20 protein-coding genes are annotated in these 20,972 nt (G+C 62.7%); 2 read left to right on the forward strand and 18 right to left on the reverse strand.

Features of this window, described 5'->3' with window-relative positions:
* Nucleotides 1–1,185 (reverse strand): transketolase (locus EKL15_RS10745; protein ID WP_304621775.1); only part of this gene is annotated, 1,185 nt, incomplete at its 3' end.
* 238 nt (nucleotides 1,186–1,423) lie between these two features.
* On the opposite strand from EKL15_RS10745, the gene EKL15_RS10750 reads away from it, so the two are divergent.
* Nucleotides 1,424–2,176, forward strand: coding sequence for a M48 family metallopeptidase (locus EKL15_RS10750; protein ID WP_019456034.1), 753 nt, complete (start codon nucleotides 1,424–1,426; stop codon nucleotides 2,174–2,176).
* A 40-nt stretch (nucleotides 2,177–2,216) separates the two neighbouring features.
* Here EKL15_RS10750 and EKL15_RS10755 read toward each other — a convergent pair whose 3' ends face one another.
* The 14 genes from EKL15_RS10755 to EKL15_RS10820 form a co-directional block, all read right to left on the reverse strand.
* On the reverse strand, nucleotides 2,217–3,857 hold the full coding sequence (locus tag EKL15_RS10755) for a thiamine pyrophosphate-binding protein (RefSeq protein WP_203089459.1): 1,641 nt from the start codon (nucleotides 3,855–3,857) through the stop codon (nucleotides 2,217–2,219).
* 52 nt (nucleotides 3,858–3,909) lie between these two features.
* On the reverse strand, nucleotides 3,910–5,379 hold the full coding sequence (locus EKL15_RS10760; RefSeq protein WP_203089468.1) for an aldehyde dehydrogenase: 1,470 nt from the start codon (nucleotides 5,377–5,379) through the stop codon (nucleotides 3,910–3,912).
* A 16-nt stretch (nucleotides 5,380–5,395) separates the two neighbouring features.
* Nucleotides 5,396–6,190, reverse strand: coding sequence for an aspartate dehydrogenase (locus tag EKL15_RS10765; RefSeq protein ID WP_060422711.1), 795 nt, complete (start codon nucleotides 6,188–6,190; stop codon nucleotides 5,396–5,398).
* Nucleotides 6,191–6,205: 15 nt separating this feature from the next.
* Nucleotides 6,206–7,000 carry an SDR family oxidoreductase gene (locus EKL15_RS10770; protein ID WP_047570596.1) on the reverse strand — a complete coding sequence of 265 codons (795 nt, stop codon included), beginning with the start codon at nucleotides 6,998–7,000 and terminating at the stop codon, nucleotides 6,206–6,208.
* Entirely contained in the window at nucleotides 6,997–7,815 is an 819-nt protein-coding gene (locus EKL15_RS10775) for an alpha/beta fold hydrolase (protein WP_055311972.1), read from the reverse strand. The genes EKL15_RS10770 and EKL15_RS10775 overlap by 4 nt, the downstream gene beginning before the upstream one ends.
* The gene (locus EKL15_RS10780) at nucleotides 7,815–8,339 is read right to left on the reverse strand and encodes a cupin domain-containing protein (protein WP_004937634.1); all 525 of its coding nucleotides are present in this window, start codon (nucleotides 8,337–8,339) and stop codon (nucleotides 7,815–7,817) included. The genes EKL15_RS10775 and EKL15_RS10780 overlap by 1 nt, the downstream gene beginning before the upstream one ends.
* Nucleotides 8,340–8,371: 32 nt before the next feature.
* Nucleotides 8,372–9,628, reverse strand: a complete 1,257-nt coding sequence (locus tag EKL15_RS10785) for an MFS transporter (RefSeq protein ID WP_038874278.1) — start codon at nucleotides 9,626–9,628, stop codon at nucleotides 8,372–8,374.
* Between the two features lie 23 nt (nucleotides 9,629–9,651).
* Nucleotides 9,652–10,863, reverse strand: a complete 1,212-nt coding sequence (locus EKL15_RS10790; protein ID WP_203089470.1) for an NAD(P)/FAD-dependent oxidoreductase — start codon at nucleotides 10,861–10,863, stop codon at nucleotides 9,652–9,654.
* Nucleotides 10,860–11,801 carry a VOC family protein gene (locus EKL15_RS10795; RefSeq protein WP_047729878.1) on the reverse strand — a complete coding sequence of 314 codons (942 nt, stop codon included), beginning with the start codon at nucleotides 11,799–11,801 and terminating at the stop codon, nucleotides 10,860–10,862. The genes EKL15_RS10790 and EKL15_RS10795 overlap by 4 nt, the downstream gene beginning before the upstream one ends.
* Nucleotides 11,802–11,910: 109 nt before the next feature.
* The gene (locus tag EKL15_RS10800) at nucleotides 11,911–12,705 is read right to left on the reverse strand and encodes an IclR family transcriptional regulator (RefSeq protein ID WP_004937625.1); all 795 of its coding nucleotides are present in this window, start codon (nucleotides 12,703–12,705) and stop codon (nucleotides 11,911–11,913) included.
* 36 nt (nucleotides 12,706–12,741) lie between these two features.
* Nucleotides 12,742–13,497 carry an SDR family oxidoreductase gene (locus EKL15_RS10805; RefSeq protein WP_047729877.1) on the reverse strand — a complete coding sequence of 252 codons (756 nt, stop codon included), beginning with the start codon at nucleotides 13,495–13,497 and terminating at the stop codon, nucleotides 12,742–12,744.
* Nucleotides 13,494–14,537: an aromatic ring-hydroxylating dioxygenase subunit alpha gene (locus EKL15_RS10810; RefSeq protein WP_038874286.1), complete on the reverse strand. Its 1,044-nt coding sequence runs from the start codon at nucleotides 14,535–14,537 to the stop codon at nucleotides 13,494–13,496. Before EKL15_RS10810 ends, EKL15_RS10805 begins: the two co-directional genes overlap by 4 nt.
* A gap of 20 nt (nucleotides 14,538–14,557) precedes the next feature.
* Nucleotides 14,558–14,866, reverse strand: coding sequence for a recombinase-like helix-turn-helix domain-containing protein (locus EKL15_RS10815; protein ID WP_004937617.1), 309 nt, complete (start codon nucleotides 14,864–14,866; stop codon nucleotides 14,558–14,560).
* Between the two features lie 2 nt (nucleotides 14,867–14,868).
* On the reverse strand, nucleotides 14,869–15,186 hold the full coding sequence (locus tag EKL15_RS10820) for a non-heme iron oxygenase ferredoxin subunit (protein ID WP_004937614.1): 318 nt from the start codon (nucleotides 15,184–15,186) through the stop codon (nucleotides 14,869–14,871).
* Nucleotides 15,187–15,584: 398 nt separating this feature from the next.
* Here EKL15_RS10820 and EKL15_RS10825 point away from each other — a divergent pair, with 398 nt between their 5' ends.
* The gene (locus EKL15_RS10825) at nucleotides 15,585–16,826 is read left to right on the forward strand and encodes an MFS transporter (protein WP_197658473.1); all 1,242 of its coding nucleotides are present in this window, start codon (nucleotides 15,585–15,587) and stop codon (nucleotides 16,824–16,826) included.
* A gap of 110 nt (nucleotides 16,827–16,936) precedes the next feature.
* On the opposite strand, the gene EKL15_RS10830 is transcribed toward EKL15_RS10825, so the two are convergent.
* From EKL15_RS10830 to speA, 3 genes are all read right to left on the reverse strand, one after another.
* The gene (locus tag EKL15_RS10830; protein ID WP_033638576.1) at nucleotides 16,937–17,089 is read right to left on the reverse strand and encodes a Hok/Gef family protein; all 153 of its coding nucleotides are present in this window, start codon (nucleotides 17,087–17,089) and stop codon (nucleotides 16,937–16,939) included.
* A gap of 336 nt (nucleotides 17,090–17,425) precedes the next feature.
* Nucleotides 17,426–18,346, reverse strand: coding sequence for an agmatinase (gene speB, locus EKL15_RS10835; protein ID WP_004937606.1), 921 nt, complete (start codon nucleotides 18,344–18,346; stop codon nucleotides 17,426–17,428).
* 194 nt (nucleotides 18,347–18,540) lie between these two features.
* Nucleotides 18,541–20,517: a biosynthetic arginine decarboxylase gene (gene speA / locus EKL15_RS10840; RefSeq protein ID WP_055311965.1), complete on the reverse strand. Its 1,977-nt coding sequence runs from the start codon at nucleotides 20,515–20,517 to the stop codon at nucleotides 18,541–18,543.
* Nucleotides 20,518–20,972 lie beyond the last annotated feature (455 nt).

Here is a 20,972-nt window from a genome sequence, read left to right on the forward strand (position 1 = left end):
CGCTTTCGAGCCGGACCACATGGTCAGGTTGCTCGGCGCCAGGTCGGCGGAGCCGCCCAGGAACTCCGGCAGCACCTTGCCGAACGCTTCCAGCGCGTTCTGCGACGCCTTGCGGCTGGCGATGTTGGCCGGGTTGGCCTGCAGTTTTTCCACGAACGCCTTGGCGTCGGCTTTCCAGTTGGCCGGCAGCTCGCCGTTCATGCGGCGCTTGAACTCGGCAGCCTGCTCCGGGAAGGCCTTGGCGTAGGCGGCGAACTTGTCGTTCCAGGCCGCTTCTTTGGCCTGACCGGCTTCTTTGGCGTCCCACTGGGCGTAGATGTCCTGCGGGATTTCAAAGGCGGCGTATTTCCAGCCCAGCGCTTCGCGGGTGGCGGCCACTTCGGCGGCGCCCAGCGCGGCGCCGTGCACGTCATGGGTGCCGGCCTTGTTCGGCGAACCGAAGCCGATAACGGTCTTGCACATCAGCAGCGACGGCTTGTCGGTCACCTTGCGGGCTTCTTCAATCGCGGCCTTGATGGCGTCCGGGTTGTGGCCGTCGACGTTGCGCACCACGTGCCAGCCGTAGGCTTCGAAACGCAGGGCGGTGTCGTCGGTGAACCAGCCGTCGACGTGGCCGTCGATGGAGATGCCGTTGTCATCGTAGAAAGCGGTCAGCTTACCGAGCTTGAGGGTACCGGCCAGAGAGCAGACTTCGTGCGAGATGCCTTCCATCATGCAGCCGTCGCCCATGAAGGCGTAGGTGTGGTGGTCAACGATGTCGTGGCCCGGGCGGTTGAACTGCGCCGCCAGGGTGCGTTCGGCGATGGCGAAGCCGACGGCGTTGGCGATGCCCTGGCCCAGCGGGCCGGTGGTGGTTTCAACGCCTGGGGTGTAGCCGTACTCCGGGTGCCCTGGGGTTTTGGAGTGCAGCTGACGGAAGTTTTCCAGCTCGCGCATCGGCAGGTCGTAGCCGGTGAGGTGCAGGAGGCTGTAAATCAACATGGAGCCGTGACCGTTGGAGAGCACGAAACGGTCGCGGTCAGCCCAGTGCGGGTTAGTCGGGTTGTGGTTGAGGTAGTCACGCCACAGGACTTCGGCGATGTCCGCCATGCCCATAGGGGCACCCGGGTGGCCGGAATTTGCTTTTTGTACGGCGTCCATGCTGAGTGCGCGGATGGCGTTGGCAAGCTCTTTACGAGAGGACATGTTTTACTCCAGGTCGGATAAAAAAAGCAGTCAAGTTCCCTATTTTCTCAGACTCCACATCACAACGGCAATCCCTAATGCCAAATGAGAGCGAGTTCACCACTTATTAGCACGATTGGACGCTTTTTCGGAATAACACTATTCTCGCCCCGTCTGACGTACACTAGGCTCTTGCGACAAGATTTCCTCCAAGCAAAATGATTCTTTTACCTTGTTACCTTCACAGGAAGATGGCGTTATGAAGATCCGTACCTCTTTGATTGCGTTGGGCATTGCCACCTTGGCAACCGGCTGTCAAAACCTGAATACCGAAACCTTGATGCAGTCCGGCGCCCAGGCATTCCAGGCGGCGACCCTGAGCAACAACGACGTTAAGGCCCTGAGTGATAAATCCTGCGCCGAGATGGACAGCAAGGCACAAATCGCGCCGGCCGACAGCACCTACGCCAAGCGTCTCAACAAAATCGCCGCGGCGCTGGGCGACAACATCAACGGCACCCCGGCCAACTACAAGGTCTACGTGACCAAAGACGTCAACGCCTGGGCAATGGCCAACGGCTGCATCCGCGTCTACAGCGGCCTGATGGACATGATGAACGACAACGAAGTGGAAGGCGTGCTGGGCCATGAAATGGGCCACGTGGCGCTGGGCCACACCCGCAAGGCGATGCAGGTGGCTTACGGCACCGTGGCGCTGCGCACCGCGGCGTCCTCCGCCGGCGGCGTCATCGGCTCGCTGTCGCAGTCGCAGCTGGCAGACATCGGCGAGAAGCTGGTCAGCGCCCAGTTCTCGCAGAAGCAGGAAAGCGAAGCGGATGATTACTCGTTCGATCTGCTGAAAAAACGCGGCATCGATCCGAACGGCCTGGCCACCAGCTTCGAGAAGCTGGCCCAGATGGAAGCCGGCCGCCAGAGCAGCCTGTTCGACGACCACCCTTCTTCCCAAGCGCGTGCGCAGCACATCCGCGATCGCATCGCGGCAGAGAAATAATCACGAAAACGCCCGGCATCGCCGGGCGTTTTTTATCGTATTAATACAGCGTTTTCTGCGGCGGCCCGGCGAAAGTCAGCGGCCCGACCTGTTTCATGTCCACCTCGACCACCGACGGCCCCGGGTAGTTGATCGCTTCGGCCAGCACGCCGTTGAACTGTGCCGCTGCGTCCACCTTCCAGGCTTTCAGCCCCATCGCTTCGGCAATCTGGGTGAACGCCGGCGTATGCAGCTCGTTGTAATACTGGCGCCCGGCGAAGTACTTGTCCTGAATGCCGCGCATCACGCCATAACCGCCGTCGTTCATGATCAGCAGGGTGATATTCACCTGTTCCTGCGCCATGGTCGCCAACTCGCCCAGGCCCAGCGCCAGACCACCATCGCCCACCAGCCCCACCACCTTGCGCTGCGGGTTGGCAATCGCGGTGCCGATGGCCATCGGCAGCCCCATACCGATGGCACCCGCCAGCGAGTGAATGTTGCACAGCGGCGAGATCGCCCGGAACAACCGGCTGCCCCAGACGCTGCCGGAAACGGTGATATCGCGTACCAACAGCCCGTCCTGCGGCAGCGCGGCGTCGATGGCGTCGTTGAGTTTGGCGTATTCACCGGACTGCTGGCGCAGCGCGCTCTCCGCATGCTGCACCGCCCCCGCGATCTCGGCATCCCACTCGGCGTTGACCTTCTCGCCGGGGGCCAGCCGCGCCGCCAGCGCCGCCAGCAGCGCCGCACAGTCGCCGTTGATCTGTTCATCGGCCAGATAGTTGCGGTTGGCCGCCGCCGGATCGATGTCAATCTGCACCAGCGGGCGCGGCAGCGGCAGCGTCCAGGTACGGGTTTCATTGCTGCGCAGGCGCGAACCGGCCACCAGCGTCAGATCGCACTGCGTCAGGATCGCTTCGATGCTCGGTGAGTTATGGAACGCCCGCAGGCTGCGCGGATGGCTGTCCGGCAGAATGCCGCGCCCGTGGGTGCTGGAGATCACCGCCACGCCGGCGTCCGCCAGCTTGCGCACCGCGTCGCCGCAGGCCAAGGCGCCGCCGCCCAACCACAGCAGCGGACGCTTGGCCTGTTTCAGCCGCTGATGCAGCCGTTCCACCGCCGCATCGTCCGCCTTCGGCAGCGGCGCCGGCGCCAACGGCTCGGTCAGCACCGAACGGGGAACCAGGCTGCTTTGAATATCGATCGGGATCTCGACCGCCACCGGGCCGCAGGGCACGGTTTGCGCATCCAGGATCGCCCGTTCGATCACCGCCACCGCCTGCTCCGGCGAATTGACCCGGTAAGCGCGCTTGGAGCAGGCGCGCAGGAAGCCGAGCTGATCGCGGGTTTCATGAATAAAACCGGCGTCGGCGTCCAGATAGGCTTTTTCCACCTGGCCGGTGATATGCAGCAGCGGCGTGTTGGCATTGAGCGCCTCAATCATCGCCCCCACCGCGTTGCCGGCGCCGGCGCCGGTGCTGGTCAACGCTACGCCCAGGCCGGAGAAACGCCCGTGCGCGTCGGCCATGGTGACCGCCCCCGCTTCGCCGCGCGCCGGCACGAAGCGAATTTTATCGCGCTGCCCCACCGCATCGGCGATCGGCAGATTATGAATCGAAATGATGCCGTACATCGCCGACACCGCATACTGTTCCAGAGTCCGGGCTATCGCCTCGCCAACCGTGATTTTATCGCTCATCATCTGCCTTCTTAGGGTATTCGTTATTAGGGTTATGCGTAGAGGTGTCGGCCTAGTCGCTCCAGCGGTTCACCGGATGGCTCAGCGCCAGATACACGCTTTTCTGCTGCATGTAGGCCTTGATGCCGTTCAGGCCCTTTTCGCGGCCCAGCCCGCTTTCCTTGAAACCGCCGAACGGCGTGGAAATCGAGAACGTTTTGTAGGTATTGACCCAGACGGTGCCGGTTTCCAGCCGCTCCGCCAGCGCCATCGCGCGAGGGAAGTCGCGGCTCCAGATGCCGGCCGCCAGGCCGTACACCGAGTCATTGGCCTGTTCGATCAGCTGTTGCTCATCGTCAAACGGCAGCGCCACCAGCACCGGGCCGAAGATCTCTTCCTGGCAGACGCGGGCGTCGTTGTTCAAGCCTTCAATAATGGTCGGCAGGTAATAGCTACCGCTCGCCAGCTGCGGATCGGCCGGCGCTTCGCCGCCGATGATCACCCGGCCGCCCTCCTGCCGCGCCAGCGCCACGTAGTCCGCCACGCTTTGCCGATGTTTGGCGCTGATCAGCGGGCCGAGATGCACGCCCGGCACCAGCGGGTTGCCGATGCGCAGCCCCGCCGTCAGTTCGGTCAAACGCGCCAGCAGCGGCTGATACAGCGAACGATGCACGAACAGCCGCGAACCGGCGATGCACGCCTGGCCGGCGGAGCTGAAAATGCCGTAGCAGATGCCGCGCGCCGCCTGCTCCAGATCGGCGTCCTCCAGCACGATGGTCGGCGATTTGCCGCCCAATTCCAGCGAAGTGGGGATCAGCTTGTCGGCGGCGATGTGCGCCAAATGGCGCCCGGTGCTGGTCCCGCCGGTAAAGGAGATCTTTTTCACCAGCGGATGGCGCGCCAACGCCTCGCCGATCACCGAACCTTTGCCCGGCAACACGCTGAGCAGCCCAGCCGGCAGGCCCGCCTGTTCGAACAGCTCGGCCAGCTTCAGCGCCATTAGCGGCGTGGCTTCGGCCGGTTTGAGCACCACCGCGTTGCCCGCCGCCAGCGCCGGCGCCACCTTCTGCATTTCGCTGGCGATCGGCGAGTTCCACGGCGTAATGGCGGCGATCACCCCCATCGGTTGATACTGGCTTATCGTCATCACCTCGGCGCTGCGCGGGGTCGGCAGCTCGCCTTCCAACACCTCGCAGGCGGCCGCGAAGTAGCGCGCGGTCGCCGCCGCGCTGGCCACCAGCCCGCGGGTTTCCGCCAGCGGCTTGCCGTTGTCGCGGGTCTGCAGCTCGGCCAACTGTTCCTGCTGCGCCAGAATCAGGTTGCTGACGCGGTAGAGGATCGAGGCGCGTTGGTGCGGCACCAGCCCACGCCATTCCGGCGCGCGCCAGGCGCGTTCCGCTGCTTCCACCGCCTCGTTCACGTCCTCGACGTTCGCGGCACGCAGCCGCGCGTTGACGCTGCCGTCGGCCGGGAATACCGAAGCCATCTCTTCGCCACGCCCTTCACGCCAGCGCCCGGCGACAAAAATATTCAATCGTTCCATGCTCCGCTCCTGCCGTTCAGGCAATAAAACCGCCGTCCACCAGACGGCGACAGGCTTGTACCGCGCTCAGCGCCGCCAGGGTTGATGTTTTGGGATTGCTCGCCAGCGGGGTGCCGCTCAGCTCGATGTGAAATTCGCCAAAGTCGCCGCACACCTGCAGACGATGGGTATTGCGCCGGGTGGCGGGATCGACCTGCAGGCGTACCCGGGTGGCGTCCATCCCCAGGCCGTTGAGCGCAATGGTGGCCGCCACGTTGGCATTGGCCGGGAACAAACGCGCCGCTTCGCGCGCCGACCCTTCAAAAAATACCTGCGCTTCGCTCACCGCATTGAGGTCGATCAGCTGCTCCGCCGGGCTGCCGCGCCAGCTGGCCGGGCTTTTGCTGGCCTGATAGGTCACGCTCTCCAGCCCGCCTTCGCGCGCCGACGCCAGCCCATCCATCCCCGCCACCGCACCGGACAACACGATCAACTGCCCGTGATGGCGGCGGCAAACCTGCTGCAGCCGCTGTTGCAATGCGGCGTCCGCCAGCGCGCCGGTCGAGATCAGCGCCAGCGGCCAACCGCGCTGCAGAACCGCTTCGCCGAACTCCGCCACCGCCTGCTGGCTGGCGCACTCCAGCACCAGATCCGGCCGCTGCAAACACTGCTCGGGATGGGTCAACGCCTGCACCCGCCCGCCAAAGGCCTCGGCGATCGCCGCATGATGAGCCGCGCGCGCCAGGATCCAACCGACCTCCACGCCTTCCGGCAAACGGGCGATCACTTCCTTCGCCATCGCGCCGTAGCCAATCATCATGATCTTCTTCATCTTTATCGGCCCCTGCTACACATGGCGGTTAAAGCCGCCGGATACGTCCAGCGCCGCGCCGGTGGTAAAGGAAGCCAGCGGCGAAGCGAGGAACAGCAGCGCCTGCGCCGGCTCCTGCGGCTTGCCGAGGCGCTTCATCGGGATGCCGCGGCGTTCGGCGATCGCCGCCGTCCACTGCTCCCAGCTTTGATCTTTATCGCTGCGCTCGTCGAAACGGCGGCGCCATTGGCCCGACTCCACCATCCCCAGCAAGATCGAGTTAACGCGAATGCCTTTGCCCACCAGCTCTTTCGACAGCGTCAGCGTCATGTTGAGCAGCGCGGCGCGCGCCGCCGAGGTGGCGATCATGTGTTCTTCCGGCTGCAGCGCCAGCAGCGAGTTCACGCAGGTGATCGACGCGATCGTCGACCGTTCCAGCGCCGGTAAGAACGCCTGCACCGGGTTGATCACGCCGAACAGCTTCAGCTCGGCCTCATGCAGCCAGGCTTCGCGCGGCGTTTGGTCAAAATGGGCGACGAAGCCCTGACCGGCGTTGTTGATCAGCAGATCCACGCCGCCGAAATGCGCCGTCACCTGGTCAGCGAACTGCGCCACCTGCTGCGCGTCCAGTACGTCGCAGCGCAGCGCCAGGATCTCCGCCTGCGGAAACTCCGCACGCAGGCTGGCTGCTGCGCCGGCCAGTTTGTCCGGATCGCGGCCGCAGAACGCCACCTTCGCCCCTTCGGCCAGCAGCAGTTTCAGGGTTTCGAAACCGATGCCCGACGAGCCGCCGGTTACCACCGCCACCCGATTCTCAAGCTGAAAATTCATCGTTGGATTGCTCCCGTAAAGTCCCGCAGATAGCGGTTGAAACACGCCGGCGCGTCGAGGTAGCTGGCATGGCCGGCGGCGGCGATCAAACGCAGCGTCGCGTCCTGCTCACGCGCCAGCTCGGCCGCCTTCTCCGGCGGCGTAATGCGATCCTGTTCACCGCACCAGACTTCCAGAGGGCCGCGATAGCGCGCCAGATAGCGGCCGATATCGTCGTTGGCCAGCATCCAGGCGGCGCTCAGAAAACCGTCGGGATCGAGCTGCTGCATGCCGTTGCGCACCCAGGCGATATCCTGCGGATCCGCCCCTTCACGCAGCAAGGCCGCCGCCCGCTGCTCGCCATAGCCCACCGGCCCCAGCGTCTCTATCATCTGTTGGCGCTGGCCGTACACCTGCCGACGTTTTTCCTCCGGCGCCGTGGCATAGCCCTGCGCCGGATCCGCCAACACCAATCCACATAACCCGTCCGGATAGCCGGCGGCATAGGCGCTGCCGATCAGCGCCCCCAGCGAATGGCCGACGATCAGCGGCTGCGCCAGCTGCAGCTCATCAATCAGCGCCGCCAACGCCGCCGCATAACCGGCGGCATCGGCCTGAGGATCCGCCAACGGCAGGCTGCCGCCGTAGCCCGGCGCATCCCACGCCAACAGACGGTGGCCGTCCGTCAGGCCGCTATCGTTGAGCTGCTTGATCCACGAGGCCGATCCGGAGCTGATGCCGTGCAGCAATACCACCGGCCGCCCCTGCCCGGCCTCGCGCCAGCTCAGGGTATACGCCCCGCAGCGCGCCCGTTGGCGTTGCGCCAGGCCGTTCATCAGTTGCGCTTCACTTTGGACAGCGGGTGATCCGCCGGATAGGTCGGGATCTCCGGCTTGGCGGTGCCGAGCATCACGCACATCAGCGCCTCTTCCTCGCCGTGGTTGAACAGGCCGCGATACACCCCCGCCGGCACCGAGATCAGATCGCGCTCTTTCAGCCGGGTTTCGTAATACTCTTCCCCATCCTGAATCATCAGCGTGATGCTGCCTTTCAGCATGAAGAACACTTCTTCCACGTCGTCGTGCAGGTGCAGCGGGCCCTCGCACTTCGACGGCAGCACCATGGTGGAGAAGGTGAAATTGCCCGCCGGAATGGTGTTGGCGTCGCTGGCCACGCCGGTAGCGCCGGTACCGATGTAGCGCATCTGCGCACGGCGGTATTTCGGGTCAAAGTCGGCCTGGAACTTCAGCGCGTTCCAGTCGTATTTACGGCCTTCGAAACGGGCGATGCGCGACTCCACCCAATTTTCCATCGACAGATCCTGCGGCTTAACGCCGGCTTTGTTCTCAACCTGAGACATGTTGTCACTCCTCTGTTGAATCGATTGATTAATCAGTACTTTCTCAGCAACGGCAGCAGAATGAGGCAGCCGACGAAAGCCATCACCACCAGGAACAGCAGGCCGTTATCCATATTGCCGGTGGCGGCGATCAACGCCCCCATCAGCACCGGCGCCAACGCGCCGGCAAAATTGCCCAACCCGTTGAAGATACCGCCGGCGGTAGCGCTGACCTTGCTGCTGGTCGCCTTCGCCAACAGCGCGAAAATATTCGGCGCGCCGGCGCCCCACATAAAGGTGCTGAAGGCCATGGCGGCGATCACGCTGTAGGTGCCCTGCAGGTGCAGCACCACCGCCAGACCGAGGCCGGCACCGCACAGCGACAGGAAGCAGGCCAGCGCGCGCCGATCCAGCTTGTCCGACAGCCAGGCGCCCAGCACTTCGCCGAGCAGCATGGCGATGAACGGCAGCGAAGAGAGATAACCGGCATGCTCCAGATGAATGCCTTTCCCCTTGATCAGGTAGCTCGGCAACCAGCCGTTCATGCCCCACAGGTAGGTCAGGAAGGCGATGTTGAACAGGCAGATCATCCAAAAGTGCGGGCTGCGCAGCAGCTCGCGGCGATGCTGTTGGCGTTCCGACACCGCCGGCTTGGTCGCCGCCGCCGGGCGCGCGACGTTCAGGTGGCGCATGCCGAACAGCACCAGCAACATCACCGGCAACGTCAGAAACGCCATAAAGAAGAAGGTGGCCTGCCAGTCGAAGGTATTGAGGATGTACAGGGTGACCGGGAAGCCAAGCGCGGCGCCCAGCGGCGTGCCGAGCAGCCACAGCATGGTGGCGCGCGCCTGCAGCTGCGGCGGGAAGGCCTGACGAATAATGGCGTAGGCCATCGGCAGCAGCGGCCCTTCGGCGATACCGAGCAGAATGCGCAGCGTCATCATGGCGTGATAGGAACGCACCATCCCCATCAACACCATCAGCACGCCCCACACCACCATCATGCCAATCAATACCTTGACCGGATTAAGCCGATCGCCGATGCCGCTGAGCAGCATCGAGGAAATGCCGTAGGAGAACAGAAACGCGCTCATCAGCAAGCCCAGCCGCGCCGGGTCAAAACCGATCCCTAACGCCTGCTGGAACTCGCTATCGGAAAACAGCGCCGCGATGCTGATCTTGTCGAAAAACGCCAACAGCACGCAGGCAAACAGCGCGATCGGCACCGACCAGCGCACCCGCTGCTGCGGATTTTCGGCAACGGCTTCCCCCGCCCGTCCAGCGCGGGCGTCAATGTCTTGCGTAGTCATAAAACGCTCCCGAGGTTCGGGCGTTATTTCAACGCCATCAAAGAAAACTCCGCATCCGCCAACTGCTGCGGATCCAGCACCCGGCCGCTCGCCAACCAACGCTTGCCGAGCTTGATGGTGCGCGCGTCGTTGAACGCCACCATCTGCACCAGCTGCCGATCGGCGTTCAGCGTGAAGAACACCTGCGACTGCGGCGTGCGGCGTACCACATGGTGCACGCCGCCACTCGGCACGCCGAGGATCTGGATATTGGCGTCGTATTGATCCGACCAAAGCCAGGCCACGTCGTCATACGGGGCGGCGAAGGCGTCGAGCATCGCACAGGCGGTGCTGATGGCCTGATTTTGTGCGTAGGCCCAGGACTGCAGGCACAGGCCAAGCGTCGGGTGGCGCGCCACATCGCCGGCGGCGAAGATCGCCGGATGGCTGGTGCGCCCCTGGCCGTCGACCACGATGCCGGAGTCGATCGCCAGCCCGGCGCTGCGCGCCAGTTCGAGATTCAGCTCAACGCCGATCCCCACCACCACCAGATCGAAGGCCTGCGGATCGCTGACTTCGCTGCCGATCCAGGCGGTGCCGTCGCGATCTTCCAGCGAGATCTCGCCGCAGCCGCACAGCACCGTGACGCCCTGCTGGCGATGCAGTTCGAGCAACGCCTGTGAGACGTCGGCGCCGACGCTGCGCATGCACAGCGCAGGCTGGCGTTCAAACACCGTCACCTCGGCGCCGAGACGGCGCGCGGAAGCGGCGATCTCCAGCCCGATCCAACCGCCGCCGACGATCGCCAGGCGACGGCAGCCCTGCAGGCCCTGCCGCAACCGGGCCGCATCGTCCCAGGAACGCAGCGTCATCACGCGCGGGTGCTGCGCCCAGGCGGCGCTCGGCACACGCGGCCGCCCGCCGGTGGCGATCAGCAACTGCTCGAACTGCAGCCGTTGCCCGTCGCTGAGCGTGACGATTTGCTGTTCTGCATCGATGGACTCGGCGCGCAGCGGGCGACGCCAGTCGATATTCAGCTCCACCACCGCCTGTTCGCTGAACAGCCGGCTGAGGGGAGCCGCGGCATCCAGCAGCGCCGCTTTCGACAGCGGCGGCCGCTCGTAAAAATCGTAGGGTTCGTCGCTGACAACCGTCAGCCGGCCGCTGTAACCGCGATCGCGCAGCGTCTTGGCCGCCCAGCCGCCGGCCTGGCCGCCGCCGACGATGACGATGCCCGCGTGTTCCGGCCGGTTCATAACGCCTCCGCCTTTTTATGCTGGCGGCGCGTGTCGTGATCGATGCCGCCCTCTACCGCCCATTCGGTGAAGGAGACCAATGAATGCTCCAGCTCGCGCGGCTGCCAGTTTTCCGTCAGATAATCGTCGTTGGTGTAGTACTCGAACGCGCCGCCGGTCGGGCTGTTGACGTACCAGAAATAGGCCGAGGAGATCGGGTGGCGGCCGGGGCCGATAAAGGTGCTCCACTTCTCTTTGTTCATGGCGATGCCGCCGCCGATCACTTCGTGGATATCGCGCACGGTGAACGCCACGTGGTTCAGGCCCCGTGGGCGGTTCGGCAGCTTCAGCAGGAACAGGTTATGGTGGCCGCCGCGCGCCTGGGTGCGCAGGAAGACGGCGCGATCGATATAGCGATCGGAAACCTGGAAATCCAACAGCTCGCGATAGAAACGCTCGGTCGCCGCCAGATCCTCAACGAAGAACACCACGTGGCCAATGTTGATCGGCTGCGCCTGCGAATAGACCGGGCTGGGTTGATCGATGCGGCGCACGTCGCCCCATTGGTTGATCGGCGTGACCGGCACCTCGACCGCCTGCTGGCGGCTGACGACGAAGCGCAGCGTCATGCCGTTGGGATCGAGGCATTCCAGCTCTTCTCCCACCTGACGGAAGCCGGGCATCAGCGCCAAACGCGGCTGCAGGCGCGCCAGATCGGCGGGCGAGGCCACGCCCCAGGTCATGCGGCGCAGGGTAGAACCGCCCTCAAACGCCGCAGGCAGCGCCGCGCTTTGCAACGGGTGCAGGACAACCCGCGCCCCGCTCAGGGTAGTGAATTCGCGCTGCGGTTCGCCCCAATGTTGCGTGGCGGGCTGCAGGCCGAAGTCTTGCATGAATTTTTCGCAGGTTGGCAGATCTTCGACGCCAAATTCCAATTTTTCGATTCCGATTACGCTCATTGTTCAGCCTCACGTTCTCGCTGCATACGGTTTTCAGGCATGAGTGAACCCCGGCCCCTGTTTGCTACGGGCCTTATCCCTGCCTGAGTAAAAGAGTCGGTCCTGTCGGTTAGCCGACGTTGGCCTGCGGCGGCGCGCCGAGGAAGCCGGAAATTTTCTCCGCCGCGTCGCGCACTTCCATGCGCAGCCGCTCGCGATCCGCTTTCGGGATCTCATCGGACGGCACCATGATGCTGACCACTGCCTCGACCCGCTGCTCGCGGTTGAAGATCGGGTAGACGATCGAGGAGATGCCGTGGCGGAAGAACGATTCGCCGATCACATAGCCGCGCGCTTTGTCTTGTTGCACCATCTGCCACAGCGTTTCGCGATCCGCCGGGGTGCCCGGCGCATTGCCCGGCAGCTGCGCGTCCGGATAAAGTTGTTCGAACTCGCTGCGGGTGGCGCTGGTCAACAGCATGCGACCCAGAGAGGTTTGGTGCACCGGCAAACGGGTGCCGACGCTGACCTGATTGATCTGCGAACCGGCGGCGCTGACGCGGGCGATGTAAATAACGTCGCGCCCGTCTCGGATCGCCAGATGGCTGCTGCACTGGCTGCGATCGCGCAGCTGCTCAATCACCGGCTGGCCAGCCTGCGCCACGTCCAGCGACGCGATGTATTCGAAGCCGAGGCGCAGCACCTTGATGCCGAGCGCAAAGGTGTTGGTGCGCGGATTGCGCTCCAAAAAGCCCAGGTGCTCGAGCGTCTGCACCACCCGGTAAGCGGTAGCCTTCGGCATATCGACCAGGCGATGCAACTCGGCGAAAGTCATTTCCTTATGCTGCTCGCCAAACGCCAGCAGCAACTGCAACCCGCGATCCAGTCCCGGGATCAGATACTTACATGCTTGCTCGTCCGCCATCTCTCGCTCCTGCGCTGTGCGCCTGCCCTGCGGGCCTCAGTTGAATACGAAGCCGCCGTTGACCGGCAGCAGTTGGCCGGTGACGAAATCCGCCAGCGACGACAGCAGATAAAGCACCGTACCGTTCACATCGTCCGGATGCTGCGCCCCGGCCAGCGCGCGCCCCTGCTCATACAGCTGATGGCGCTCGGCGGGCACATACTCGGTGGCTTCCACCCGCGTCAGGCCCGGTGCGATGGCGTTGACGCAGATCCCCTGCGGGCCCAGTTCGCGCGCCATCGATCGGGTCATCGCGATCAACGCGCCTTTGCTGGCGACATAGGCCATCAGGCGCGGCGCGCCCCACAGCGCAGTGTCCGACGCCACGTTGACGATCTTGGCGTGCGGATTGCGCGCCAGCAGCGGCACCGCCGCCTGACTCACCAGCCAGGTGCCGCGCACGTTGACCTGCATCACCCGATCCCACAGATCGATATCGTATTCCATCATGGTTTTGCCGCCGACGCCGGTCGCCAGCGCCGCGTTGTTTACCAGGCCGTCGATCCCGCCGCCAGCGGCGATCTTCTCGAACGCCGAGCGGATCGAATCCGGTGACGCCAGATCGATCGTCTGCGTTTCCACCTGAGCGCCCTGCTCGCGCAGCGCGGCACCGCTCGCCGCCAGCTCATCCGCCAGAATGTCGCACATCACCACCTGCGCGCCGGCGGCGGCGATGGCGGCAGCGAAGCTGTAGCCCAGGCCGCGCGCCGCCCCGGTGACCACGATGCGTTTACCGTTCAGCAGGCCGTTCACTGCGCCGCCTCCCGCTCGCGCAGCGTCGCCAGCTGTTTCTGCGCCTCTTTCTGCATCAGGCGGCGCAGGCGAGAAAGACCGACGTCGTGCTGGTACAGGTATTCGCGGCCGCGGGCGTTAGGCGCCATGTTCTCAAGCACGATGCGATCCTGCTCGAGCACGTCCCAATGCAATGATTCCAGGCGGTTGCGGTACATGAAGCGCCACATGTCACGCTGCCAGTCTTTGACCTTACGGATGCGCCAGAAGAAGACCCGGCAGTGATCCTTGTCTTCCGGCACCACCATGCCGATGATCCAGAAGTGGCCACCTGGCCCGAAGCGCTTCTTGTATGGGATCGACAGGCGCATCCAATAGGCGCCGCTGCTGCCGAACTCCACCCAGTCGAAGTTGACGCCGATCTGGCCGTTCTTCTTGAAGATAAACCCGCTGTCGGTCGGTTCCAGCCCCATATCCGCCTTGCGATCCCCTTCCGCCATCGAGTGAGAGGAAGAGTGCAGGTAGGTGCCGTGCATCGGATCCATCACGTTTTCCAGGGCGTATTGGTAGTTGCAGTTCCAGCTGGCGGTGCACAGGAAGTTGCTGTACGAGGCTTCGTCCGCCAGTTCTTGCGGGAAAGTCAGCGCCGCCGGCGCTTCATCCGCCGTCACGCCGAAATAGAGGAACACTGCGCCGTAGGCTTCTTTGGCCGGGTAAGACCGCAGGCATTTTTGCCCCACCAGCGGGCAGCGATCCACTGCCGGCACGTCTTTCACCGTCCCGTCGCCGCCGACCTCCACCCCGTGATACCAGCAGGCGATGCGATCGCCGAGGTTCCACCCCATGGAAAGCCGCGCGCCGCGGTGCGGGCAGCGGTCTTCCAGCGCGTGGATCTGGCCTTCGCCGTCGCGCCATACCACGATTTGCTGCTCCAGGCGGGTGATGCCGACCGGGTTGTTGCCCACTTCCCAGCTGGCCAGCACCGGATACCACATGCCGCGCAACCCCTGGTCAAGATAGTCCTGCAAGCTCTGTTCGGAGGATGTTGTGTTTGCTGTCATTGTCTTCTCCCGGAGGTGGCTCAGAAACCGTTAACGTGAAGGAATTCGCGGAACGTCGCCTCATTCCACGGTTGGCCGCTGCGATCGAACAGGCGGCGCTGATTCAGCGCGCTGACGATCTGCTCCAGCTCTTCCGCGCCCTGATCGAAGATCGTTTCCAGCGCCGCCACCAGGGCGGTTTCGAAACCGTCCGGCACCCGGGCGCGGTTTTGCCAGATGACATTGCGGAACTGGCCCGGCTGATGAATTTGACCGTTGCCGCCTTCGCGGGCCGGCGTCACCTGTTGGGTGTCCGGCAGCCAGGGATTGAAATCGGTGATGTGCTGCATGATTACTCCTCCGCGATAAAGGTGATCTGGATTTGGTTGTCGACCACCCGGGTGGGATAGGTTTGCAGATCGCGACCGCCCGGCTCGCGCAGGCACTGGCCGGTTCGCACGTCAAACAGCGCTTCGTGCAGCGGGCACTCAACCTTGCCGTCGTCTACAAACCCCTGGCTGAGCAAGGCATAAGCATGCGGGCAAACGTCTTCCAGCGCGTAGTAGTTACCGTCGAGCAGGTACACCCCGATCTCTTTTCCTTCCACTTTGCCGGAGAAAGGAAAATCTTCTTTCACCTGAGACACTTCGCACACATTCTTCCAGCTCATTGCTTTTGTCCTCTATCTGATTGTTTCATATATGAAACTCAGTTTCTTATTTAATACAGCCACTATAGGTCTGGCGAAACTTTCGTCAAGCGAGCGGAACGGCAAATGTTAATGAAAGGTTGTTTAAAAATGACAAATGCGGGAAGGATCACGAAATCATGCACCGATATGAAAAACCTATGTCAGTTGTGCGCTCTCCCGCTAATTTATGGCAAAAAATGCGTTGATTCCGACGACGCATTGCGCGTAAAAGTGTTTTCTCACTGTCTTTCACACCCTATTTGATAACAATAAATTTACATCAATCAGCCTCATCCCCCGCGTTTGTGCGCAATGGCATCCGCGGGTGAGTTTGCTGCTGCCTGAATTCGTCAACCGCTCGCATTGAGGAACGCAACGTGCAACAACGTCAACGCTGGTTTGGGGTGATCGCCCTGCTGTTTCTGATCGTTATCGCCTATGCGGATCGGGTCAATATCGCCGTGATGTTGGTCAATCCCGACTTCCTGCAACACTTCCAACTCGGCGGCGACCGCGCCCACCAGGGCACGCTGATGACGGTGTTTTTGCTCGGCTACGGCCTGTCCGCCATGTTGCTGACGCCGTTTCTGGAAACGCTGATGGGTTACCGCCGCGCGCTGACGCTGAGCGTGGTGCTGTGGGCGCTGCTCACCGCCGCCTCGCCGCTGGCGGGATCGCTGATGCTGCTGTGCGTGGTGCGCGCGCTGCTTGGCGTCAGCGAGGGGCCGCTGTTCTCGCTGAAGACCATGTACATCAGCGATCATTTCGCCACCGACGAGCGCGGCAAGCCCAACGCGGTCAGCGCGCTGGGCGTTTCATTGGGGCTGGTGCTCGGCTTTCCGCTGGTGAGTTTTCTGATGGCGCATTTCGGCTGGGCGATGTCGTTTCATCTGCTGGCGCTGCTCAACCTGCTGCTGGGGCTCGCGCTAGTACGGCTGTTCGTTCATCCCCTCGCCCTGTCTTCATCCTCGCGCCCTGCTGCTCCGCAACCGGTGCTGAGCCGCGTCTGGTACACCTTTACGCTGGCCTGGCGCACGCCGATGCTTGGCTGGATCCTGCTGATCGAGATCGCTACGCTCAGCTATCTGTGGGGCTCCAGCTCCTGGTTGCCGGCGTATCTGACCGATGAAAAGGGGTTCTCCATCAAGCAGATGGGCTGGATGGCCGCGCTGCCTTTCATCGTCAGCATCGCCTCCAAATACCTCGGCGGCGTGTTGCTCGATCGTATCCGCCCTTATCAAGCGCCGCTGATCTTCGTCTGCGGCGGCGCAGCGACCGCGCTGTGTATCTATGGCGTGATGGACAGCCATCAGCTTGGCTGGATCGCCTTCTTCCTGCTGGCGGCCAATGCCTGTTGGGGCGCGCAGGGCGCGGCGATCCCTACCCTGCTGCAACATTATGCGCGGCCGGAGGCGGTCGGCAGCGCCTATGGGCTGATCAACGGCATCGGCAATCTGTTTTCGGCGTTTGTGCCGATGGCGATGGGCATGGTGATGGCCAGCCAGGGTAAGGTGTCTTCAGGCTTTGCGGTGCTGATCGCCTCGCAGTTGCTGACATTGCTGGCAGGCGGCGCACTGTTTGGCCGCATGTTGCTGGCGCGGCAGGTGAAGCGGGCATAAACCCGTTTCCCTGTCCTGTGCGTCGGAAAACCGACAGCGTTGAGAGGGTGCTCATGGATCTGGACGCCAACAAGCAGCAGACGGGGGACATCCCCCGTCGCCGGGTTGCCTTACCGTTCGGATTCGTAAGCCAAAATGGCCGCAACCTCCGTGTTGCCCGATCGGATCCGCAGCTCACACAGCGTGCTGCGGGTTATCCATGCCAGTGATATTACCGTGGCACAAATAACCACCAATTTTAACAGGCTCCGTTTGTTCGGCATCATGCCTTCTTCTCCTTGCCTCGCGGCGGGTAAGAGGCTAACTTAACGTTGTCACGCGTTAGAGTAGGCCTCGGGTTGATGGATATCAACTCGGGGCTTTTCTCTTTGTACCTTTCACGCAGGCTCCAGATACAAAGATCCAGAGCACCCGCGCGCAGTATATTCATCCTCTCCGTTGTCCCGTGTCCTTATTCTCTGACTCAGTTTCATTTCTGCGCAGGATTGCGCAAAGGCGTTGCAACAGGCTGAAAATCGCAGCGCGGATGGCGACAAATGAAATAAAAAAAGCGGCCCCATACGATGGGAGCCGCTTTTTCAGCGAGGCGTGGCCTGGCGTCAGGCGTGTTTCTTCGCCGCCTGCAGGTACAGCATCTCCAAGCCCAGGGTCGCCGCGGCCAGCGCGGTGATCTCGGACTGGTCATAGGCCGGCGCCACTTCTACCACGTCCATGCCGACGATGTTCAGCGACTGCATGCCGCGCACCAGTTTCAGCGCACGATCGGAAGTCAGACCGCCGATCACCGGCGTGCCGGTGCCCGGTGCGAACGCCGGATCCAAGCAGTCGATGTCGAAGGTCAGGTACACCGGCATATCGCCGACGATGCCTTTGATCTGGGTCAGCAGGTCGTCCACGCTGCGATCGTTCACCTGCGCGGCATCCAGCACGGTAAAGCCGTTGTCATGATCGAACTCGGTGCGAATACCGATCTGCACCGAGTGGTGCGGATCGATCAGGCCTTCGTTCGGGGCATGGTAGAACATGGTGCCGTGGTCGAACTTGCTGCCGTTGGCGTAGGTATCGGTATGGGCGTCGAAGTGTACCAGCGCCAGCTTGCCGAAATGCTTGGCGTGCGCGCGCAGCAGCGGCAGGGTCACGAAGTGGTCGCCGCCGAACGAGAGCATACGCTTACCGGCCTTCAGCAGTTTCTCCGCGTGCGCCTGCAGCTTGTCGCTCATGTCCTGCGCATCGCCGAAATTGAACACGATGTCGCCGCAGTCAACCACGTTCAGCCGATCGCGCAGATCGAAGCTCCACGGCCAACGGTTGCCTTCCCAGGCCAGGTTGGTAGATACCTGACGAATAGCCGCCGGGCCGTGACGGCCACCGGCGCGACCGGAGGTCGCCATGTCAAACGGAATGCCGGTGATGACCCACTCTGCATCGCTGTCGTAAGGCATGAAGTTCAGCGGAAAGCGCAGGAAACCAAAGGCGTTGGACACTAATGAATTATCGGACTGATGGCCTAAGGTGCTCATAGTAAACCCTCGTAGTTCAACAAGTTGCCGGGCGCAGGCGCCGGGCCGTTACAAAAAAAAATCCCTCCCGCGTCGTTAGCCCGACGAGAAAGGGATTTATTCGATGTTTGTTTCGGTGCTACCGATACGGCAGATTATGGCCGCATTTTATCCATGCTTCAAGGGGGCCGATATCGCCCCCCTGAAGAGGGCGGTTACTCGTCTTCCAGATACGTGTAGCCGTACAGGCCGGCCTCAAACTCTTCCAGGAACTGCGCCTGCAGCTCGCTGTCCAGATCGGTTTCTTTGACCTGATCGCGGAATTTGGCCAGCAGCGCACTCGGATCGAGCTGCACGTACTCCAGCATGTCCGCCACGGTATCGCCCTCGTCGGACAGCTCGGTCTCGACGCTGCCGTCCGGGAACACGTACACGTCAACCGAGGCGGTGTCGCCGAACAGGTTGTGCATGTTGCCGAGGATCTCCTGGTACGCGCCGACCATGAAGAAGCCCAGCGCCGGCGGGTTCTCCGGATCGTACGGCGGCATCGGCATGGTGGTCGCCACGCCGTCGCCGTCGACATAGTGGTCGATGGTGCCGTCGGAGTCGCAGGTGATGTCGAGCAGCACCGCGCGGCCTTCCGGCGGCTTATCCAGCCCTTCCAGCGGCAGCACCGGGAACAGCTGATCGATACCCCAGGCATCCGGCATCGACTGGAACAGCGAGAAGTTGACGTAGAACTTGTCCGCCATGCGTTCTTGCAGTTCGTCAATGATCGGACGGTGCGCGCGGTTGCTCGGATCGAGCTGCTGCTGGATCTTGTTGCAGATGTTCAGATACAGCTGCTCGGCCCAGGCGCGCTTGGTCAGATCCAACATGCCGTGCGCGTATTGGGTATGCACGTCGTGCAGATCCATCTGGCTGTCGTGCAGCCATTCGCGCAGCGAGCGGCGGTTCTCCGGCTCGTTCATTTCCAGCCAGGTTTCCCACATGCTTTCCAGCGCGCGCGGCGCGTCGGCTTCCGGCGGCAGCGGCTCGCTGAACTCGTTGCGCTCGACGCCGATCACGTTGGAGACCAGCACCGTGTGGTGCGCGGTCACGGCGCGGCCGGACTCGGTGATCACCGTCGGGTGCGGCAGGCCGTGTTCGTTACAGGCGTCGCCGATGCCCCAAATCACGTTGTTGGCGTATTCGTTCAGGCCGTAGTTCACCGAGCAGTCGGACTGCGAGCGGGTGCCTTCGTAGTCGACGCCCAAACCGCCGCCCACGTCGAAGCACTGAATGTTGACGCCCAGCTTGTGCAGTTCAACGTAGAAGCGCGCCGATTCGCGCACGCCGGTGGCGATGTCGCGAATGTTGGCCAGCTGCGAGCCCAGGTGGAAGTGCAGCAGTTGCAGGCTGTCGAGACGGCCCGCTTCGCGCAGGGTCTCTACCAGCTTCAGCACCTGCACCGCCGCCAGGCCGAACTTGGATTTTTCGCCGCCGCTCGACTGCCATTTGCCGGAGCCCTGCGAAGCCAGACGCGCACGCACGCCCAGGCGTGGTATGACGTTCAACCGTTCGGCTTCTTCCAGCACCAGGTTGATCTCGGACATCTTCTCGATCACCAGGTACACCTTGTGCCCCAGTTTTTCCCCGATCAGCGCCAGGCGAATGTATTCACGATCTTTATAGCCGTTACAGACGATCACCGAGCGGGTCATGCCGGCATGCGCCAGCACCGCCATCAGCTCGGCCTTGGAGCCGGCTTCCAGCCCCAGCGGTTCCCCGGAGTTCACCAGCGACTCAATCACGCGGCGATGTTGGTTTACCTTGATCGGATACACCAGGAAATAGCCGCCCTGGTAACCGAAGGACTCACGCGCGCGTTTGAACGCGGCGTTGATCGAACGCAAGCGATGCTGGAGGATCTGCGGGAAGCAGAACAGCGCAGGCAAACGCTGCCCGTCTTGCTGGCGCGTTTTCACCAGTTCTGCCAGATCGACGCGCGCCTGCGGGACATCCGGGTCCGGGCACACGCTGATATGGCCCAGCTCGTTGACGTCATAGTAATTGTTGCCCCAGTAGGCGACGTTATAAGTGCGCAGCATCTTGCTGGCATTACGATCATTCATGGCAACCTCCTGCATGGAGCGCAAAGATAAAGACTCGCCCGCAACCGGCGGGCGGTGAATCAACAGATCATCAGACATGGTTCGCCTCACATTCCGCACTGACGAAACCGTCAGCCACTATCGCAGCTACAACCCGCGAGAACAACCCAACAAGCCGCGCTGACGGCAGCGAAGAGAACTGCCGTTCGCGGTCAGCGATCGGTTTATCACTCATATAATTGTAAGACACCCTGTTCAAACCTCGTGAATCGGGCCAAGAAACATCCCACAGGAAGGCTGCAGGCTACCCTTGTTCAGTTCTTCAGACGACCGTTAGCCGGCCCGAGAATCCTGAGTAGCGGCCAAGTGTTTATCGCACCTGGTAAGTGACAGAGAGACAAGACGGGAAATAGCAGAAGAATGTGCGCCAGAACGGCACTGCTGTTGGGAGCCAACAACCGGTAGACAACGGATCATTAATCCAACCACCTCCACGCGCGCCGTTCGGAGTGAACGACCCAGCCTCTAAAATAGTGTAAGAACGTGACCGTTCG

The organism is Serratia sp. 4542 (assembly GCF_016805595.1).
Taxonomy (GTDB): domain Bacteria; phylum Pseudomonadota; class Gammaproteobacteria; order Enterobacterales; family Enterobacteriaceae; genus Serratia; species Serratia nevei.

Excerpts from the sequence above, each read along its gene's own strand:
- speA (WP_055311965.1), bottom strand. The coding sequence starts at position 20,517 with ATGTCTGATGATCTGTTGATTCACCGCCCGCCGGTTGCGGGCGAGTCT.
- EKL15_RS10790 (WP_203089470.1), bottom strand. The coding sequence starts at position 10,863 with ATGAACCGGCCGGAACACGCGGGCATCGTCATCGTCGGCGGCGGCCAG.
- EKL15_RS10755 (WP_203089459.1), bottom strand. The coding sequence starts at position 3,857 with ATGAGCGATAAAATCACGGTTGGCGAGGCGATAGCCCGGACTCTGGAA.
- EKL15_RS10830 (WP_033638576.1), bottom strand. The coding sequence starts at position 17,089 with ATGCCGAACAAACGGAGCCTGTTAAAATTGGTGGTTATTTGTGCCACG.
- EKL15_RS10810 (WP_038874286.1), bottom strand. The coding sequence starts at position 14,537 with ATGACAGCAAACACAACATCCTCCGAACAGAGCTTGCAGGACTATCTT.
- EKL15_RS10815 (WP_004937617.1), bottom strand. The coding sequence starts at position 14,866 with ATGCAGCACATCACCGATTTCAATCCCTGGCTGCCGGACACCCAACAG.
- EKL15_RS10765 (WP_060422711.1), bottom strand. The coding sequence starts at position 6,190 with ATGAAGAAGATCATGATGATTGGCTACGGCGCGATGGCGAAGGAAGTG.
- EKL15_RS10785 (WP_038874278.1), bottom strand. The coding sequence starts at position 9,628 with ATGACTACGCAAGACATTGACGCCCGCGCTGGACGGGCGGGGGAAGCC.
- EKL15_RS10750 (WP_019456034.1), top strand. The coding sequence starts at position 1,424 with ATGAAGATCCGTACCTCTTTGATTGCGTTGGGCATTGCCACCTTGGCA.
- EKL15_RS10770 (WP_047570596.1), bottom strand. The coding sequence starts at position 7,000 with ATGAATTTTCAGCTTGAGAATCGGGTGGCGGTGGTAACCGGCGGCTCG.
- EKL15_RS10795 (WP_047729878.1), bottom strand. The coding sequence starts at position 11,801 with ATGAGCGTAATCGGAATCGAAAAATTGGAATTTGGCGTCGAAGATCTG.
- EKL15_RS10800 (WP_004937625.1), bottom strand. The coding sequence starts at position 12,705 with ATGGCGGACGAGCAAGCATGTAAGTATCTGATCCCGGGACTGGATCGC.
- EKL15_RS10775 (WP_055311972.1), bottom strand. The coding sequence starts at position 7,815 with ATGAACGGCCTGGCGCAACGCCAACGGGCGCGCTGCGGGGCGTATACC.
- EKL15_RS10760 (WP_203089468.1), bottom strand. The coding sequence starts at position 5,379 with ATGGAACGATTGAATATTTTTGTCGCCGGGCGCTGGCGTGAAGGGCGT.
- speB (WP_004937606.1), bottom strand. The coding sequence starts at position 18,346 with ATGAGCACCTTAGGCCATCAGTCCGATAATTCATTAGTGTCCAACGCC.
- EKL15_RS10780 (WP_004937634.1), bottom strand. The coding sequence starts at position 8,339 with ATGTCTCAGGTTGAGAACAAAGCCGGCGTTAAGCCGCAGGATCTGTCG.
- EKL15_RS10820 (WP_004937614.1), bottom strand. The coding sequence starts at position 15,186 with ATGAGCTGGAAGAATGTGTGCGAAGTGTCTCAGGTGAAAGAAGATTTT.